Origin of the sequence: Nocardia brasiliensis (assembly GCF_042691675.1) — a bacterium.
GTDB classification, from domain to species: domain Bacteria; phylum Actinomycetota; class Actinomycetes; order Mycobacteriales; family Mycobacteriaceae; genus Nocardia; species Nocardia brasiliensis_D.
Genome location: NZ_CP170507.1, coordinates 7858888 through 7874032 on the forward strand (window position 1 = coordinate 7858888; position 15145 = coordinate 7874032).

The 15145-nt window shown below is 67.1% G+C and carries 15 protein-coding genes; 7 read left to right on the forward strand and 8 right to left on the reverse strand.

Annotated features, from left to right (window positions below; translation table 11 throughout):
- Positions 1–193: 193 nt before the first annotated feature.
- On the forward strand, positions 194–1102 hold the full coding sequence (locus tag ACFK0J_RS36090) for an oxygenase MpaB family protein (protein WP_378734181.1): 909 nt from the start codon (positions 194–196) through the stop codon (positions 1100–1102).
- Between the two features lie 90 nt (positions 1103–1192).
- Here the strand turns inward: ACFK0J_RS36090 and ACFK0J_RS36095 are convergent, their stop codons facing one another.
- Complete coding sequence (locus tag ACFK0J_RS36095) at positions 1193–2320, reverse strand: serine hydrolase domain-containing protein (RefSeq protein WP_378734182.1); 1128 nt, start codon at positions 2318–2320, stop codon at positions 1193–1195.
- 139 nt (positions 2321–2459) lie between these two features.
- On the opposite strand from ACFK0J_RS36095, the gene ACFK0J_RS36100 reads away from it, so the two are divergent.
- The 3 genes from ACFK0J_RS36100 (at position 2460) to ACFK0J_RS36110 (ending at position 5035) form a co-directional block, all read left to right on the forward strand.
- Positions 2460–3272 carry a carboxymuconolactone decarboxylase family protein gene (locus ACFK0J_RS36100; RefSeq protein WP_378734183.1) on the forward strand — a complete coding sequence of 271 codons (813 nt, stop codon included), beginning with the start codon at positions 2460–2462 and terminating at the stop codon, positions 3270–3272.
- A gap of 51 nt (positions 3273–3323) precedes the next feature.
- On the forward strand, positions 3324–4019 hold the full coding sequence (locus tag ACFK0J_RS36105; protein WP_378734184.1) for a type 1 glutamine amidotransferase domain-containing protein: 696 nt from the start codon (positions 3324–3326) through the stop codon (positions 4017–4019).
- Between the two features lie 143 nt (positions 4020–4162).
- A complete protein-coding gene (locus tag ACFK0J_RS36110) occupies positions 4163–5035 on the forward strand; it encodes an aldo/keto reductase (protein ID WP_378734185.1) in 873 nt (290 codons plus the stop codon).
- 49 nt (positions 5036–5084) lie between these two features.
- Here the strand turns inward: ACFK0J_RS36110 and ACFK0J_RS36115 are convergent, their stop codons facing one another.
- A complete protein-coding gene (locus ACFK0J_RS36115; RefSeq protein ID WP_218471817.1) occupies positions 5085–5273 on the reverse strand; it encodes a hypothetical protein in 189 nt (62 codons plus the stop codon).
- 256 nt (positions 5274–5529) lie between these two features.
- On the opposite strand from ACFK0J_RS36115, the gene ACFK0J_RS36120 reads away from it, so the two are divergent.
- Positions 5530–6876, forward strand: a complete 1347-nt coding sequence (locus tag ACFK0J_RS36120) for a helix-turn-helix domain-containing protein (protein ID WP_378734186.1) — start codon at positions 5530–5532, stop codon at positions 6874–6876.
- Positions 6877–6961: 85 nt separating this feature from the next.
- On the opposite strand, the gene ACFK0J_RS36125 is transcribed toward ACFK0J_RS36120, so the two are convergent.
- The 6 genes from ACFK0J_RS36125 to mftA form a co-directional block, all read right to left on the reverse strand.
- The gene (locus tag ACFK0J_RS36125; protein WP_378734187.1) at positions 6962–7123 is read right to left on the reverse strand and encodes a hypothetical protein; all 162 of its coding nucleotides are present in this window, start codon (positions 7121–7123) and stop codon (positions 6962–6964) included.
- A gap of 121 nt (positions 7124–7244) precedes the next feature.
- Positions 7245–7463: an MbtH family protein gene (locus tag ACFK0J_RS36130; protein ID WP_378734188.1), complete on the reverse strand. Its 219-nt coding sequence runs from the start codon at positions 7461–7463 to the stop codon at positions 7245–7247.
- Between the two features lie 749 nt (positions 7464–8212).
- Entirely contained in the window at positions 8213–9694 is a 1482-nt protein-coding gene (mftG, locus tag ACFK0J_RS36135) for a mycofactocin system GMC family oxidoreductase MftG (protein WP_378734189.1), read from the reverse strand.
- Positions 9695–9728: 34 nt separating this feature from the next.
- Positions 9729–11129 carry a mycofactocin biosynthesis glycosyltransferase MftF gene (gene mftF / locus ACFK0J_RS36140; protein ID WP_378734190.1) on the reverse strand — a complete coding sequence of 467 codons (1401 nt, stop codon included), beginning with the start codon at positions 11127–11129 and terminating at the stop codon, positions 9729–9731.
- A gap of 230 nt (positions 11130–11359) precedes the next feature.
- Positions 11360–12913 (reverse strand): mycofactocin radical SAM maturase, encoded by a 1554-nt coding sequence (gene mftC / locus ACFK0J_RS36145; protein WP_378734191.1) that lies wholly within the window; start codon positions 12911–12913, stop codon positions 11360–11362.
- Between the two features lie 15 nt (positions 12914–12928).
- Positions 12929–13078 carry a mycofactocin precursor MftA gene (mftA, locus tag ACFK0J_RS36150; protein ID WP_378734192.1) on the reverse strand — a complete coding sequence of 50 codons (150 nt, stop codon included), beginning with the start codon at positions 13076–13078 and terminating at the stop codon, positions 12929–12931.
- Positions 13079–13347: 269 nt separating this feature from the next.
- On the opposite strand from mftA, the gene mftR2 reads away from it, so the two are divergent.
- Both mftR2 and ACFK0J_RS36160 read left to right on the forward strand, forming a co-directional pair.
- On the forward strand, positions 13348–13971 hold the full coding sequence (gene mftR2 / locus ACFK0J_RS36155; RefSeq protein WP_378734193.1) for a mycofactocin system transcriptional regulator MftR2: 624 nt from the start codon (positions 13348–13350) through the stop codon (positions 13969–13971).
- 61 nt (positions 13972–14032) lie between these two features.
- Complete coding sequence (locus ACFK0J_RS36160; RefSeq protein WP_378734194.1) at positions 14033–15142, forward strand: 2Fe-2S iron-sulfur cluster-binding protein; 1110 nt, start codon at positions 14033–14035, stop codon at positions 15140–15142.
- The last annotated feature ends 3 nt before the right edge of the window (positions 15143–15145 follow it).

Below are 15145 nucleotides of genomic sequence, written 5' to 3' on the forward strand. Positions count from 1 at the left end.
GGTATGGGGCGCTATGTTACGCACGATTCCATCAATCATGGAAGACTTTCCGGCAGATTGGTCACCGCGCGACCTGGAGTAACCGCATGAACGCGCCCTCGTTGACGCAACAGACCTCGGCGGCTTAAGTTATCTGTAGTTCACAGGGTGCGCACACCCTGCGGAGTCGATTCAGGACCCGGAAGGACTCCCCATGACCGCCGCCGCTCATTCCTCGAATCGCCGCGACACCGTCCCGCTGACGAAGGATCGAACGCGGATCACCATCGGTTCCGCGCACCGGCCGGTCACCAAGCGGCCGATCAAACTGACCGACGCACTCGACTTCTGGTCCTTCGCGGGTGCCGCGGCCAATGTGGTGATGCAGATGGCCAGGCCGGGCGTAGGGTACGGCGTCGCCGAGAGCAAGGTCGAATCCGGGTCGCTGCTCCGGCACCCGTGGAAACGGGCCCGCACCACGACGCAGTATCTTGCGGTCGCCATCCTCGGCACCGAGCAGGAGCGGCTCGCCTACCGCGAGGCGGTGAATGTCGCGCACCGGCAGGTACATTCGGCGCCGGGCGCGGCGGTGAAGTACAACGCGTTCGACCGGGATCTCCAATTGTGGGTCGCCGCTTGCCTGTACATCGGCTTCGAGGACACCTACCAACTGCTGCAAGGGCGGATGAGCGACGAGCAGGCCGAGGCGTTCTATCTGTCGTCCTCGACGCTGGGCACCACGTTGCAGGTGACCGAGGAGATGTGGCCGCCCACCCGCGCGGAATTCGATCGATACTGGAACGAAGCCTGCGAGCAGGTGGTGATCGACGAGTACGTGCGCGGCTACCTGGACGATCTGCTGAATCTGCGGATGATCCACTGGTATCTGCGGCTGCCGTTCCGAAACTTGTTGAAATTCCTCACGATCGGGTTCCTCGCCCCGATCTTCCGCGAACAACTCCAGGTCGAATGGAGCGCCGCCGACCAGCGACGGTTCGAGCACCTGTTCGTGTTCGTCGCCTTCGTCAATCGGTTCATCCCGCGCTTCCTCCGGCACGGCGGAACCTACGGTCTGCTGGCGGATGTGCGGCGTCGGATTCGCAAGCAGCAGAACCTCATCTGAGCCGCCGCGGCACCGTGGCTGCACTAGCACGGCTCCGTCGTCCGGGCGGTACTCGCCCGGACGACGGAGACCCCTCGAATCAGACTGGTACTAGGGGCACAGCGCGTCGCTGAGGATGGCGATGGCCTCGGGCTCCACCTCCATGTCCTTGGTGAACTGGTAGGTCACCGCCCGCCCCTCGGTCGTCGCGCCGGTCAGCGTGAGATAGCCGTAGATGCCACCGCCGTGACCGAAGAATTCCGCACCACAGGACAAGCGCATCGACCCGAGGCCGAGGCCGTAGTCCATTTTGGCGTCCGAACCCGTAGGCACCGTGTCACGCATCTCGCGCAGTTCGTCGGCAGGCACCACCCGCCCGGCGGCCAGCGCCGCGTAGAAGCGGTTCAAGTCCGCACCCGTCGCAACCAGGGCACCGCCCGCCCACGGAATCGACGGCTCGGTGCGCGACACATCGGTGACCGTACCGTTCACCACCGCATAACCTTTCGGATGCGGGCCGCGGATATCGCGTTCCCCCGGCCCGGGCAGGTAGGTATCGGCCAATCCCTGCGGTTGCAGAATCCGCCGGTTCAGTTCATCGACATACGATGCGCCGGTGACTTTTTCGATCAGCATGCCGGCGACGATGTAGTTGATGTTGCTGTACTCCCAGCGCGTCCCCGGTGCGAAAACGGCGGGCCGTTCGAGGGTCATCGCGACGGCTTCGGCTGGTGTCATCGTGCGATCGGCCAGTACCGCCTGGTACTCGTCCGCCCGCGGATCGTCGGCGAAGTCCGGCAGTCCGCTCTGGTGTCGCAAGAGCTGGCGCACCGTGATCGCCCGCCCATCGATGCCGTCCCCGGTCAGCAGCCCGGGCAGATAGGTATCGACCGGTTCGTCCAACCGCACCTTTCCCTCCGACACGAGCTGCAAAATGATCGAGCTGGTGAAGGTTTTGGTGATGCTGCCCGCCCGGACCCGTTGCGGCGGATCGGCCGGAATCGCCGCGCCCGTGGCGATATCGGCGACCCCGCTGGTGAGCACAACGGTCTTGCCATTATCGGTGACGGTCGCGATGGCGCCGGTGACACCGGCGGCCACGATCCGGTCGATATCGGCCTGTACGGCGCGAATCTTGTTGTCCGACACTCCCACTGCGGTTTCCGCCCCTTGCTCCGAGGTGCACCCGGCGAGCAGAGCAACCGAGGAAAGGGCGACGATGATCGGTGCGAATCGCATACCCGAAACGCTAGGAATCGGCGGGCTCGCACACATCGGGGACGCACCCCGAGATTCCCCCTGAACCGGACTCCCCTACAGGGATGAGTCGAAATCCAGGGCTTGTGTTGGAGCGCACTCCAACTTTTATGGTCGTCCCATGACCAGCACCCAGCACCCCACCGGCCAGGACGATCGTTATGCGCGCGGCCTCTCGCTGCTCCGGCAAATCGGCGATCCGGCCGTACTCGACAGCCTGGCCGACATCGCCCCCGGCTTCGGCCGCCTCACCGTCGAGTTCGGTTACGGCGACATCCTCTCGCGCCCCGGACTGACCCTGCGCCAGCGGCAGCTGGCCACCGTGGGCGCGCTCACCGCCCTCGGCAACGCCGCGCCCCAGCTGCGCTTCCACCTCGACGGCGCACTCAACGTGGGCTGCACCCGCACGGAGATCGTCGAGACGCTGATCCATGCCAGCGTCTACGCGGGCATCCCGGCCGCGCTCAACGGCCTCACCGTCGCCAAGGAAGTCTTCGCCGCCCGGACCGACCTGCCCGCCGAACCCGTCCCGGCCACCGCACCGGAAGGCGACCGATTCGAACGCGGTGCCGCCGCTCTCGCCGAGGTCGACGGGCACGCGGGCGAACAGGTCATTGCCTCGCTGCAAGACATCGCCCCGGACTTCGCCCGCTACCTCATCGAGTTCGCCTTCGGCGACATCTACTCCCGGCCCGGGCTCGACCTGCGGACCCGCGAGTTGGTGACGGTGGCCATGTGCACCGCCCTCGGTGTCGCGCCGCAGCTCGGGGTGCACGTCCACGGCCTGCTCAACGTCGGGGGCACCGAGAAAGAGGTCGTCGAGGTGATGATCCAGATGGCCGGGTACGCCGGATTCCCCGCCGCGCTCAATGGAATCGCGGTGGCGCGCGCGGTCTTCGCCGAGCGGAAGAGCCATCAGAATTCCGATGTCTGATATCGGCGATCCCATTGGCCAGGCTACGGGGACGGTCCTAGTGTCGGAACCATGGCGAAACTACTTTTTGTGCTGACCGGTGCCGACACCTGGACACTTTCCGACGGAACCCGGCACCCGACCGGATTCTGGGCCGAGGAATTCGCGGTGCCGTACGAGGCGGTCAAGGCAGCGGGCCATGAGGTCGTGGTCGCCACCCCCGGCGGCGTGCGGCCCCCGGTCGACCAGGGCAGCCTCACCGCCGACGCCAACGGCGGTCAGGACAAGGCCGACAAGATCGCCCGAACCCTGGCCGAGTGCCCCGAGCTGCAGCACCCCGTCGAACTGTCGGAGGTCGACCTCGCCGACTATGCCGCGGTCTTCTACCCCGGCGGCCACGGCCCCATGGAAGACCTCGCGGTCGATGCCGAATCCGGCAAGCTACTCACCGCCACACTGGAATCCGGTAAGCCGCTGGCGGTCGTCTGTCACGGGCCCGCCGCGCTGCTCGCCGCCACGAAGGCCGACGGCAGCAATGCCTTCGCCGGGTACGCGCTGACCGGATTCAGCAACGCGGAGGAGACCCAGGCCGGGCTGGCGGGCAAGGCACAGTGGCTGCTGCAGGACCGGCTCGTCGAGCTGGGCGCCGACTTCCGCGAGGGCGAACCGTGGGCGCCGAATGTCGTCGTCGACCGTAATCTGATCACCGGACAGAATCCCGGCTCCTCCGCCGACGTGGCCACGGCGCTGTTGCAAAAGTTGGGCTGACGTTTCGCTCGCCGCGAACGCCACTCGCGTGCGGGGAATCGACAGCACGATGCCGACGTTGCTCGCGATAGCACCGTCGCCTCTAGACGTCCGACCGGCTCGTCCGCTTTCGCGCAATTCCACTTCGGAAGGAACCGACCCCTATGAGCACCAACCTCCACGCACGGCCCGCCGAAGCGTCCGGCACCTTCGCCCTCGGCGGTGACCTACCCGTCCACCGCCTCGGCTACGGGGCCATGCAGCTGACCGGTCCCGGCGTCTGGGGCGATCCCAAGGATCCCGACGAAGCGGTACGGGTGCTGCGGCGGGCTGTCGAACTCGGCATCAATTTCATCGACACCGCCGATTCCTACGGCCCGTTCGTCAGCGAGCAGCTCATCCGAAAGGCATTGCACCCGTACGCCGACGACCTGGTGATCGCCACCAAGGGCGGCCTGACGCGCTCCGGGCCGGGCGACTGGCGACCGGTGGGCAGGCCCGAATACCTGCGCCAGCAAACCGAACTCAGCCTGCGCCACCTCGGCGTCGAGCGGATCGACCTCTACCAGCTGCACCGGATCGACGAGCAGGTGCCACTGGCCGATCAGCTCGGCGAGCTCGTGCTGCTCCAGCAGGAGGGCAAGATCCGCCACATCGGCGTCTCCCAAGTGAGCGTCGAGCAGCTGCAGCAGGCCCGCGAGATCGCCACCATCGTCTCGGTGCAGAACCTGTACAACCTGGCCAACCGCGCCGACGAAGACGTGCTGGACTACGCCGAGCGGGAGAACATCGCGTTCATCCCGTGGTTCCCGATCGCCACCGGCGAGCTCGCGCGGCCGGGTGGCCCGCTCGACGCGATCGCCAAGGAGCACGGTGCGAGCCCCGCCCAGCTCGCGCTCGCCTGGCTGCTGCGCCGCTCGCCGGTGATGCTGCCGATTCCCGGCACCTCCAGCGTCACGCACCTCGACGAGAACACCGACGCCGCGCGGATCACCCTGACCGACAAAGAGTTCGAGGCACTCTCCGCGGCAGCCTGAACCAACCCCGAAGCAAGGCGGACTCGGCCCCACCCCAAGTCCGCCTTGCTCATTTTTCGGCGGCCCGCCGGAAGCAGTAGGCCGCCGCGGCCAGATACTGGCGGCAGCGCGCGCCGTGGCCGCCGTGCACGGTGAGGATGAATCGCGCTCGGTCGTAGCTGAGACCCACCGGATCCAGCCCGCAGTCGCGGCTTTGTACTCGCCACAATTCCCGGACATCCGAGTGCAATACGTCCATTGTTCACCTCCACGCAAAGGTCGGTGCACCCGGCACCGAAAGGCGCCCCGGAATCCCGCGGGACACGGATGGATCGGACCGTGTCGGACCGTGCGTCGGATTCTGAAATGCCGGCGCCCTCGTCAGGGTTTGGGCAGAACCCCGGCACCGGGTGCAGCTTCAGCGTGCACGTTGCGATTCGGTGGATAACAGTCCCGAATGCGGTAATTGCGAGTAGTTTCCGTTTGTATCAGCCTGGTGCGAGGAAGCGGGACCTATGGTTGAGATCGACTGGACGGGCGAGGATGTCCGAGCGCTTCGCGCCGCGATGCGGCGAAGTCGGTACGAATTCGCGCGTCTGGTGGGCGTCACCCCGCGCACCGTCGTCCTCTGGGAAAACGGCCGGACCAACCGCATGCATGCCGCGAGCCAGCGGCTGCTCGACCGGGTTCTGTCCGAAGCCGATCCCGTCGTCGTCGCGCGATTCGAGCGGGCTGTCACCGCGAGCCGGGGCACCGGCTTCGACCTCGCGGACACCTACTCGGCGCTCGATACGGAAACCCAGCTCGGTAGGGACATCGGGCTCGACAAGGAAGTCGAGGATGACGACGTGCGAAGGCGAGAGTTATTGGCCTGCATCGGGATCGGCCTCACCGGGCCCGCCGCCGATCTGGTAGCGGGCGAACCGGAGAAGATGCTGGCCACCCTGGATGCCGGATCGATCAGCGAACGCCGCCTCGGCCTGTTCGAGGCGACGGTCGAGGCGCTCGGCAAACAGGTGGTGCAGGTGCCGCCGCACGAGCTGCTACACCCCACCCTCGAGCAGTTCCGCACGGTCCGTGCCACTCTCGGCCAGCGGCAGGCCACCCACCATCAGGTCCGGCTGGTGCGCACGGCGGGCCGACTGGCCAATGTGGTCGGCGAGATCCTGTTCAACGAAGGACATCTGGGCCAGGCTCGCATGTGGTACGGCACCGCTATCCACGCCGCGCAAGACATCGGTGATCGCTATTCCGAGGATATCGCCATGGCCGGTCTCGCATATCTACCGACCTATAGCGACAAACCGAAGGAAGTCTTGAACTTGCTCGGTGGACGGCTCGACCAGAATCCGGCACACGGCCCCGCCGCCGCCTGGTTGTGGGGAATAGCGGCCAGGGCACATGCCCGCCTCAATAATGCCGACCAGTTCGCGCGGTGTATCGAAAGATCCGGGCGCGCATTGGAAAATATCGACCCGGAAGAGCTTACGGTCGGAATCTTTTCTTATCGCCCGGAAAAGCACGCGTTCTATCAGGCTATCGGCTATGCCGATCTCGGCCGCGCCGCGGAAACCGCCAACGCCGCTGCCCGTGCGCTGGCCATGTACGACCCGAAGGAAACAACGGAACCTGCGCTCGTCCGCCTCGAACACGCCACCGCGTTGCTGAGTTCGGGAGAAATCGATGAAGCGTGTTCCGTTGCGACACAAGCGATCACCAGTCACCACACGTACATCGGACTGACTGTCACCAAGCGCGCCCGGCAATTCGACGCCGCGCTCACCGGTTTTCGCGGACGAGCGGTCGCCGAGTGGCGCCAGCACGCCCGCTCGGTCATCGAGTCGACCCGAACGAAGGCATAGCGAACCGTCATTCGGCCGCCGCGCACCATCAGACGTGCTGATCGGTGCGATTCCGGCGAGCCGACGGTCGTGCGCTGCTGTGGCGCTAAGCGTTGGCGGCGTCCTGCGGACGGTGCCGGTGCATGACCCGGTCCAGCCAGACGCTGATCTGTTGTGTTTGCGCGGGAGTCGGGCGTCCCGCCTCCCAGCGGTGGGCTGCTTCGATCAACGTCTCCGGCAGCGTGGGGGTGATCCGTTGATTCGTCATACGTCTATGATGCACTGGGGCGCAGCGAAGTACGAGTAGGGGGCGGGGTGCGCCGGTCGGCAGCGGGATTCGGGGCGGCACACCCCGCCCATACGGGCGGTTCGGGCGGTTCGGTACGGCCTCAGGGTGTTTCGTTGGACATGGCCTCGATGAGGGACTTCGGCCGCATATCGACCCAATGGGTTCGGACGTACTGCAGGCAGGCCTCGCGTGCGGCAGCGCCGTAGGTGATGGTCCAGCCGCCGGGGACGGCGGCGAAGACCGGCCAGAGGGAGTGCTCGCCATCGGCATTGACGAGGACGTAGAACTTCGCGTCGTCGTCATCGAACGGGTTGTTCATCGGGGTTTTCCTTTTCCTGGTTGGGTCAGGTTCGGGGGGTCTGCGCGCGGCAGACGGGTGCCGGCGGCCGACGGCATGGCCGGTCGGCGACAACCCGCAACGCGCGGTGACGGTGCGGATGATTCGAAAGCGGGTGCGGGAAACGACTCCTCGGCGGTCGCGGAGACACCTGGTACCGATGACGGAGTGCGCACTTCGATGGCGGGTCCGGCCGGACAGCTCCGGGGTGCAGCGGAACTCGGCGGAATCCCCGTCGGTGCCGGACCTTCCCTGTGTCCGGCACCGACGAAGTCTGTGGCGACCACCTGGCCGTCGGTGACCGTGAGCTGCGGATCGAACTCGCCTCACGCCTGCCTCCAGCGTACTGGCGCACACCGACAAGTCAGGCAATTCGACGTCGATTGTCGAAACTTCATCACCGGCGAGCGACCCTCCAGCGCACCGGACCACGCCGAGCGAGCTGTACCCCCGACAGATACAGCTCACCCGGCGCTGCGGTCTCGGGGACTGCTGGGGCCGCGCGCTGCACCGGCCCGACTCCGTATGGTGCACCAGAGCCTCCTCATTTGGCGAAACAACAGCGAGCCGTCGCCTGCGGGCAGCACGAATACGCCGGTGCCCCAGGCTGCTCTGCCCGGTGCACGGCCCCGACCACACAGTCGATTCGGCGAAGGGCGCGCAGCGCTCGCCTAGGCTCCTGGCTACCGCACACGGACGCGACCCGTGTGTTGCGAACATTAGGCGTTCGATTAATAAAGTGGACGATTTTCCATTGAACAATTCCGGGCGGCCTTTTCGGCGATCATCACCGTCGTGGCCTGCGGGCCACGGCTCAATGGCACCGGGACGACAGCGAGATCGACCACCGACAAACCGGTCACGCCGTGCACCCGGCACCGCTCGTCCACCACCGCGCGATCGTCGGTCGCGGGGCCCATCCGGCAGGTTCCGGAGAGGTGTTGCGAGGTAGCCAGATTCGCACGCAGCCAGGCACCGGCTTGCTGCGGCGATTCCGGTATCCGCTCGGTGAGCAGTTCCGCCGACATGCGGTGCAGCACCGCCGATGCCGTCGCGACCGCGTCGCGTAGCCGGGCCCGATCGTGCTCGGCCGAGAGATAGTTGTGCTCAATGACCGGCGGTACCGCGGGGTCGGCCGAGCGCAGCCGCAACACACCGGCCGACCGCGGCCGCATCAGGGCAACGCCGAGTCGTTGTACGCCAGGGGTGAAAGCCACCGTGTAGGGGCGGATTTCGACATCGCCGGATGCCAGGACGTATTCCAAGGGAACGGTTGCTCGTTCCGGGGTGCGGAGTCGATATTCGAGACCGATTTCCGGGTGGTCGGTGAACCAGGCACCGACCGGCGCGGGATGCACGACCGGGATATCGAGTGCGCGCAGCTGTTCGGGATTGCCGATACCGGAACGCAGGAGCAGTGCGGCGGATTCGATCGCGCCCGCGCTGAGCACAATGCGGTCGGCCCAGACGGTTTCGGTCCGGCCCTCGCGCAGCACGTCGACACCGACGGCGGCGGTGCCGTGAAAGCGGATACGCAACACCGACGTCGCGCTCTGCACGGTGAGGTTCGGCCGAGACAATACGGGCAGCAGGTAGCCGGACGCGGTGCTCACCCGCCTGCCGCTATCCGTATTGCACGGCACCGGGCCTACCCCATCGGCGGCACCCGCAGGTGCGTTGAGATCGGGAATCGCCGGAAACCCCACGGCCGCACAGGCAATGGCGAACTGCTCGCTCAGCGGTACCGGATTCGCGGTGCGGCGCACCGGAATCGGGCCGGACCCGCCGTGCCAAGGCTGGTCACCGAAGTCGAGATCACGCTCCGAGCGGCAGTATTCGGAAAGCACCGAGTCGAACGACCACGCCTGCGACGAACCCGATTCCGCACTCCACGCCGCGAAGTCCGCCGCGGTGGCCCGCACGAAGTAACTGCCGTTGACCGCACCCGAGCCGCCGATTACCTTGCCGCGCACTATGTTTCCCCGCACCGCTACGCCGTCGTCGGCGAGGGTGACCGGATAGCGCCACAGCCACGGCGCGGACGCACCGATCGGCATGCGGGTGGCGTCGAGCAGTTCGGCTGGAAACCCATCCGGCGCGACCCACATCGGACCGGCCTCGAGCAGCCGGACGGTGTGGTCCGGCTGCTCGGTCAACCGTGCCGCGAGCACACAGCCCGCGGTGCCGCCCCCGACGATGAGCGTGTCGGTCATCCGCACTCCGGCCGATCGGTGCTGACGGCGCGGATCAGTGGGACGGCGCAGCGGGTTTCAGCGATTCCGGGCTGCGTGCGCGGAACGCGCCCACCCAGAGCCCGGTGCCGTAGGCGATGTCGTCGAGCCGCTTGTACGCCACGTAGCGCACCGGGTCGAGGCCACCGGCGTCGCGATGGGTGAACCAGTCGGCGAGGCCGTCGGCGACGGCCATGGTGATCGCGATGCGCCGAATGCGCCGCGACGCCAGCATCGCCAGCAGTGTCACCGGCCAGTAGTGCCTGCACATCGCCGAGGCCAGGCGCCACAGACCGGCGAAAAAACCGCGGGACAGATAGATCGCGGCGATCCGCGTCGGGTTGTCCAGCTCCGCGAAGACCCGGCGTAGTCGGACCAGCGCGGTGGCCAGCGTGATCAGCCCACCGATCAGTCCCCACTTGGACAGCGTGGCGAACAGGAACGCGGCCAGCACCGTCCAGGAGGGCACCGACAGCGGCGAGACCATGCCGGGGTGCCGTTCGCCCAGCGGCGCAGCGCCCGTGCCGTAGAACATCTTTCGGCCGAACCAGGCGCGGAAGGAGACCCGGTGATCGTGCGCGACGTGGGCGGCGGGCTCGTAGCGTAGCCGCCAGCCCGCCCGCTCGAGCCGCCAGCACAGATCGACGTCCTCGGCGACCTGCATCGACTCGTCGAACCCGTCCTGCGCCAGCAGCGCCCGGCGGCGCACCAGCAGCGCGGCGCTCGGCACGTACGACACCAGTCCGTGCGACTGCACGGCGGCCTCCCGCCTGCCCAGATCCAACGAGGAGCGGGTGTGCTCGTAGCGGGCGAGGGCATTGGACTCCGGGTCGAGCGCGACGATCCTGGGGGCGACCAGCGCCACCTCCGGATCGCTGAAGTGCCCGAGCATCACCTCGAGCCAGCCGCTGCGCGGCACCACGTCGGAGTCGAGGAACGCGACGAAGTCGGTTGTCGCGGCCTTCAATCCGGCGTTGCGCGCGGCGGCGGGGCCCTGCCGGTGGTCGTGCCGCAGCACGGTGACCCGGCAGCGGGTGCCCCGGTCGCGCGGGATCTGCACCGGCTGGTCCGACCCGTCGTCGACCACGATGACGTTGTGCCCGCGCAGTGCCGCGAGTAGCCGGGCGAGCCCGTCGGCGTTGTTGTGCAGCGGCACAATGACGGTGACGTCCTCGGGTGAGGGCAGCAGGCGGGGACGCGGGTTGGCGACTCCGGAGTCGAGCAGCCGTCTGGCAACGGTCGCGGACTTCGGGCCGGTCACCTCGAGGTACCCGTCGCCGATCATCTCGGCGGCCTCCGGGGCAAGTCGCAGCAACCGTGCGGGCGAACCGCCGATCAGGACCCGGCCTCCGGAGTATGCGCGTACCCGTGGATCAATCCGCACCCCGAATCCGTCGGGCAGGCGATCATGGCGCATTCCTGGCATGCTAGGCGGAGATTCGCGCGTAAGCATCATCAGTCCGGTTAAAAGGACAGAATTCCGCACGAAACCGCTCCGCCGAGAGCTGTGACACCTGTTGCGACGGACGATGAAGCGTCGACTCGCGCCCGATTCCAGCATCCGGCAACGCGGGGGCAATCGGCCGGTCGTGACCGGAAGACACCCGCCGCGCGGTCGGCAGCATACGGTTGGTTACCGCCATGACATCAGGCGAGCGGGTTCTCGTCGCAGGCCCGGGACGGCCGTCGTTCAGGCGGAAATACGCTCGGGCGCGTCACGGACAGCGTCAGTGGGACCGGGGCGGGCTTGCGCGAACTCGTCCGGGGCGTCACCCGCCGGGAGTGATCGACCGAGGAGCGCGGGATCAGTCGGCCGGTGTCGGCCAGCGCCGCCTCACCGTACCCCTGGACGCACTCCGGGTCCGGCCCGTCGGCGGGCAGGCCGGTGAAGAACTTCGCCGCCATGCAGCCGCCGCGGCACGAGTCGTAGTGACTGCACGACGCGCACGCACCGCCACCGCTCGGCTCGCGCAGCTCGGCGAACAGCTGCGACTCCTGCCATACGGTGCGAAAACCGCCGTCGGACACCACATTTCCGGCATGAAACCGGTCGTGGATGGCGAACGGGCAGGCGTATACATCGCCGACCGGATCGACCAGGCAGACCACCCGGCCCGCGCCGCACAGGTTCAAGCCGGGCAGGGCCTGGCCGAACGCGGACAGGTGGAAGAACGAGTCACCGGTGAGCACGCCCTCGCCGTTGCGTACCAGCCAATCGTAGAGCACCCGCTGCTGGTCCTGCGTCGGATGCAGGTCGTCCCAGACATCCGCGCCGCGGCCGGATGGGCGCAGCCTGGTCAATCGCAAGGTGGCGCCGTATTTTTCGGCGATGGCCCGGAATTCGTCGAGCTGACCGATGTTGTGCCTGGTCGCCACGACGGACAGCTTCGCGTCCCGGAAGCCCGCCGCCGCAAGGTTTTCCAGGGCCCGGATGGCCATGTCGTAGGAACCGGGACCGCGCACCGCATCGTTCACCGCAGCGTCGGCGCCGTCCAACGAGATCTGTACGTCGACATAGTCACTCGCGGCCAATCGCGCGGCGACCGCGGGGGTGATCCGAACTCCGTTGGTGGAGAACTTCACTCCCACGTGGTGCGCCGTCGCGTAGTCCACCAGCTCCCAGAAGTCCGGGCGCACGGTCGGCTCGCCGCCGCCGATGTTCACGTAGAAGATCTGCATGCGCTCGAACTCGTCGATCAGTGCTTTGCACTGTTCGGTGCTCAGCTCCCGCGGATCGCGGCGGCCGGACGAGGACAGGCAGTGCACACAGGACAGATTGCAGGCGTAGGTCAGTTCCCAGGTGAGGCAAATCGGTGCGGCCAGACCGGATTCGAACCGATCGACCAGACGCACCGCCGCGTCGGACGGCGGGACCACCCCCGCCGTCGACGGTGCCGGAGCCGGGCTCACGGCGGCGGGCGCCAACGGAGCATCGGCCGGCGCCCCGACGATCATGTCGGAATCGACCAGCTGTGTCAGCGCTTTCACGTAGAGCGCGGCATTCTCATCGGAAATACCGGCCGCGCGCAGTGCCGTGCGCGCGGAGGGGTGGGCCGGCAGCGACCGCACGATCTCGACGATCCGCTGACTTTTCAGGAAGGAGAGCTTGCGGGTGCCGAAGTGGTAGAGCAGCGCACCGAACGGTTCCGGCCGCAGAGCCACCCGCGGATGCAGCTGCCATCGGGTATCGAGATCGAGCATGGTCTGCACCGCCTGTCAGTAAACGCCGCACATGCCGTCGATGGACACCTCTTCGATGAGGGTCTCCTCGACCAGCGGTGCCGCGGTGTCGTCGCGAGCCTCGACTGCGCCGACCGTTCCCGAATGGTCGGTGTCGGTGTGTCCGTTGGATCCGTATTCCGGCATGGGTACCTCCGAGCGAGCGATCCGTGGCCGCGGCCACCCGATGTAGCCGCCGTCACACGATAACGTCATCCGCTGACAAAATGGAACAGGTTCCACCAAGTGGGACCGAGCACTGGTCCGATCTTGCTGGTCGTCGCCCGCCACCCCAGTCGCCCGCACGCCGAACCAGCCACACCGGCTCCCTCTAGACTTCGGATGGAACGCAGCTGAACAGGACGTGACGGGCGACACGCGCCCGCGGTGGTAGAGGTGGCATGGGAGTCGGACGAATGCAGGCGAGCGGAGGCGGCAATACTCTGTCGGAGTCCGAGATCGTCGAGGCCGCACTGCGGGTGGTCCGCGAAGACGGTGTGGAGAAGTTGTCGATGCGGCGACTCTCCCGCGAACTCGGCGTCTCGCCGATGGCGCCGTACTACTACGTCGCCGACAAGCGCGAGCTGCTCGACCTGGTGGCTACCGCCGCGCTGACCGGAGTACGCACGCCACCACCGGAATCCGGCCCGTGGCAGCACCGGCTGCGGGACCTCATCGACCAGATCGACGACAAGCTGCGCAAACATCCCGGCCTCGGCGACGTGCTGATCGAGCAGATGCTCGGCAAACAACTCGACCTGATCGCCGCGATCATGGAGATCCTGTTCGAGGCGGGCTTCACCGACCGCAACGTGCTCGCCGCGTACGCGACGATCCACACCTACCTGTTCGGCCGCAGCCGGGTGAACCCGCGTGATCGCGCGCCGCTGTCCGACGTCGCGCTGCCCGCCGCGGTCGAACGCGCCACCAAGCACATGGCGGACCTGCGCGGAAAGTATGCCTACGACTTCGGCATGGAGGTGCTGATCTCCGGTCTGGAGGCCCAGCTTGTCCGGCAGTCGAAGTCCGACGTACGATGAAACTGCAACACGTTCTAGTTTTGGCGCCGCGCAGCGCCTGTGCCAGGTTCGAGAGGACGCAATGAATACAGAATCGCGCAGCGATGCCATGGGGGGTGGTGGCCGGGTGGCGGGTGGGCCGACAGTCGAGGTTCCACATGGCTCGCGCTCGGTCGTGCTGCGGGTCGCCGCGGTCATCGCCGAGACCGCCGACACCTGTTCGCTGGTCTTCGACGTTCCCGAGGAGATGGCCGAGCGCTTCCGCTACCAGCCCGGCCAGTTTCTCACGCTGCGCGTGCCGAGCGAGCTGACCGGCTCGGTGGCTCGGTGCTATTCGCTGGCCAGCTCGCCGTATACCGACGATCGGCCGAAGGTCACCGTCAAACGGACCGAGGGCGGCTACGGCTCGAACTGGTTGTGCGACAACATCAAAGCGGGCGACTCGCTCGAAGTGCTGCCGCCCTCAGGTGTTTTCACGCCGAAGGATCTGGACGCGGATCTGCTGCTGTTCGGCGCGGGCAGTGGCATCACGCCGGTGATGTCGATCCTGAAGTCGGCGCTGGCACGCGGCAACGGCCGAATTGTGTTGGTGTACGCCAATCGTGACCACGAATCGGTGATCTTCGCCGGCGAGCTGCGGGAACTCGCGGACAAGCATCCACAGCGGCTGACCGTGATCCACTGGCTCGAATATCTGCAGGGGCTGCCGACCGCCGACGCGCTGGCCACCCTGGTGGCCCCGTACCAGGAGTACGAGGCGTTCATGTGCGGGCCGAAGCCGTTCATGGATCGGGTGCACGACGCGCTCGCGCGGCTCAGCGTGCCGCGCTCGCGCACGCATGCCGAGGTGTTCAATTCCCTTGCCGGCGACCCGTTCGCGGACCAGGCGCCGATCGAGGTGTCCGACGCGGAGGCGGCCGAGGCGGCGACGGTCGAGGTGGAACTCGACGGCGAAGTGCACGAGCTGAAGTGGCCGCGCAAGCAGACGCTGGTGGACATCATGCTGGCCAAGGGCCTCGACGTGCCCTACTCCTGCCAGGAAGGCGAATGCGGTTCGTGCGCGTGCACGGTGCTCGAGGGCAAGGTCGAGATGGACAACGCCGAAATTCTGGATCCGGAGGATATCGAGAACGGCTACATCCTCGGCTGCCAGGCGCATCCGGTGACGGACCACCTCAAGATCCAGTTCTGACCT

What these genes read in the sequence shown, in the direction of transcription:
- ACFK0J_RS36090 (WP_378734181.1), top strand. Translation starts at nt 194, where the DNA reads ATGACCGCCGCCGCTCATTCCTCGAATCGCCGCGACACCGTCCCGCTG.
- ACFK0J_RS36095 (WP_378734182.1), bottom strand. Translation starts at nt 2,320, where the DNA reads ATGCGATTCGCACCGATCATCGTCGCCCTTTCCTCGGTTGCTCTGCTC.
- ACFK0J_RS36100 (WP_378734183.1), top strand. Translation starts at nt 2,460, where the DNA reads ATGACCAGCACCCAGCACCCCACCGGCCAGGACGATCGTTATGCGCGC.
- ACFK0J_RS36105 (WP_378734184.1), top strand. Translation starts at nt 3,324, where the DNA reads ATGGCGAAACTACTTTTTGTGCTGACCGGTGCCGACACCTGGACACTT.
- ACFK0J_RS36110 (WP_378734185.1), top strand. Translation starts at nt 4,163, where the DNA reads ATGAGCACCAACCTCCACGCACGGCCCGCCGAAGCGTCCGGCACCTTC.
- ACFK0J_RS36115 (WP_218471817.1), bottom strand. Translation starts at nt 5,273, where the DNA reads ATGGACGTATTGCACTCGGATGTCCGGGAATTGTGGCGAGTACAAAGC.
- ACFK0J_RS36120 (WP_378734186.1), top strand. Translation starts at nt 5,530, where the DNA reads ATGGTTGAGATCGACTGGACGGGCGAGGATGTCCGAGCGCTTCGCGCC.
- ACFK0J_RS36125 (WP_378734187.1), bottom strand. Translation starts at nt 7,123, where the DNA reads ATGACGAATCAACGGATCACCCCCACGCTGCCGGAGACGTTGATCGAA.
- ACFK0J_RS36130 (WP_378734188.1), bottom strand. Translation starts at nt 7,463, where the DNA reads ATGAACAACCCGTTCGATGACGACGACGCGAAGTTCTACGTCCTCGTC.
- mftG (WP_378734189.1), bottom strand. Translation starts at nt 9,694, where the DNA reads ATGACCGACACGCTCATCGTCGGGGGCGGCACCGCGGGCTGTGTGCTC.
- mftF (WP_378734190.1), bottom strand. Translation starts at nt 11,129, where the DNA reads ATGCGCCATGATCGCCTGCCCGACGGATTCGGGGTGCGGATTGATCCA.
- mftC (WP_378734191.1), bottom strand. Translation starts at nt 12,913, where the DNA reads ATGCTCGATCTCGATACCCGATGGCAGCTGCATCCGCGGGTGGCTCTG.
- mftA (WP_378734192.1), bottom strand. Translation starts at nt 13,078, where the DNA reads ATGCCGGAATACGGATCCAACGGACACACCGACACCGACCATTCGGGA.
- mftR2 (WP_378734193.1), top strand. Translation starts at nt 13,348, where the DNA reads ATGCAGGCGAGCGGAGGCGGCAATACTCTGTCGGAGTCCGAGATCGTC.
- ACFK0J_RS36160 (WP_378734194.1), top strand. Translation starts at nt 14,033, where the DNA reads ATGAATACAGAATCGCGCAGCGATGCCATGGGGGGTGGTGGCCGGGTG.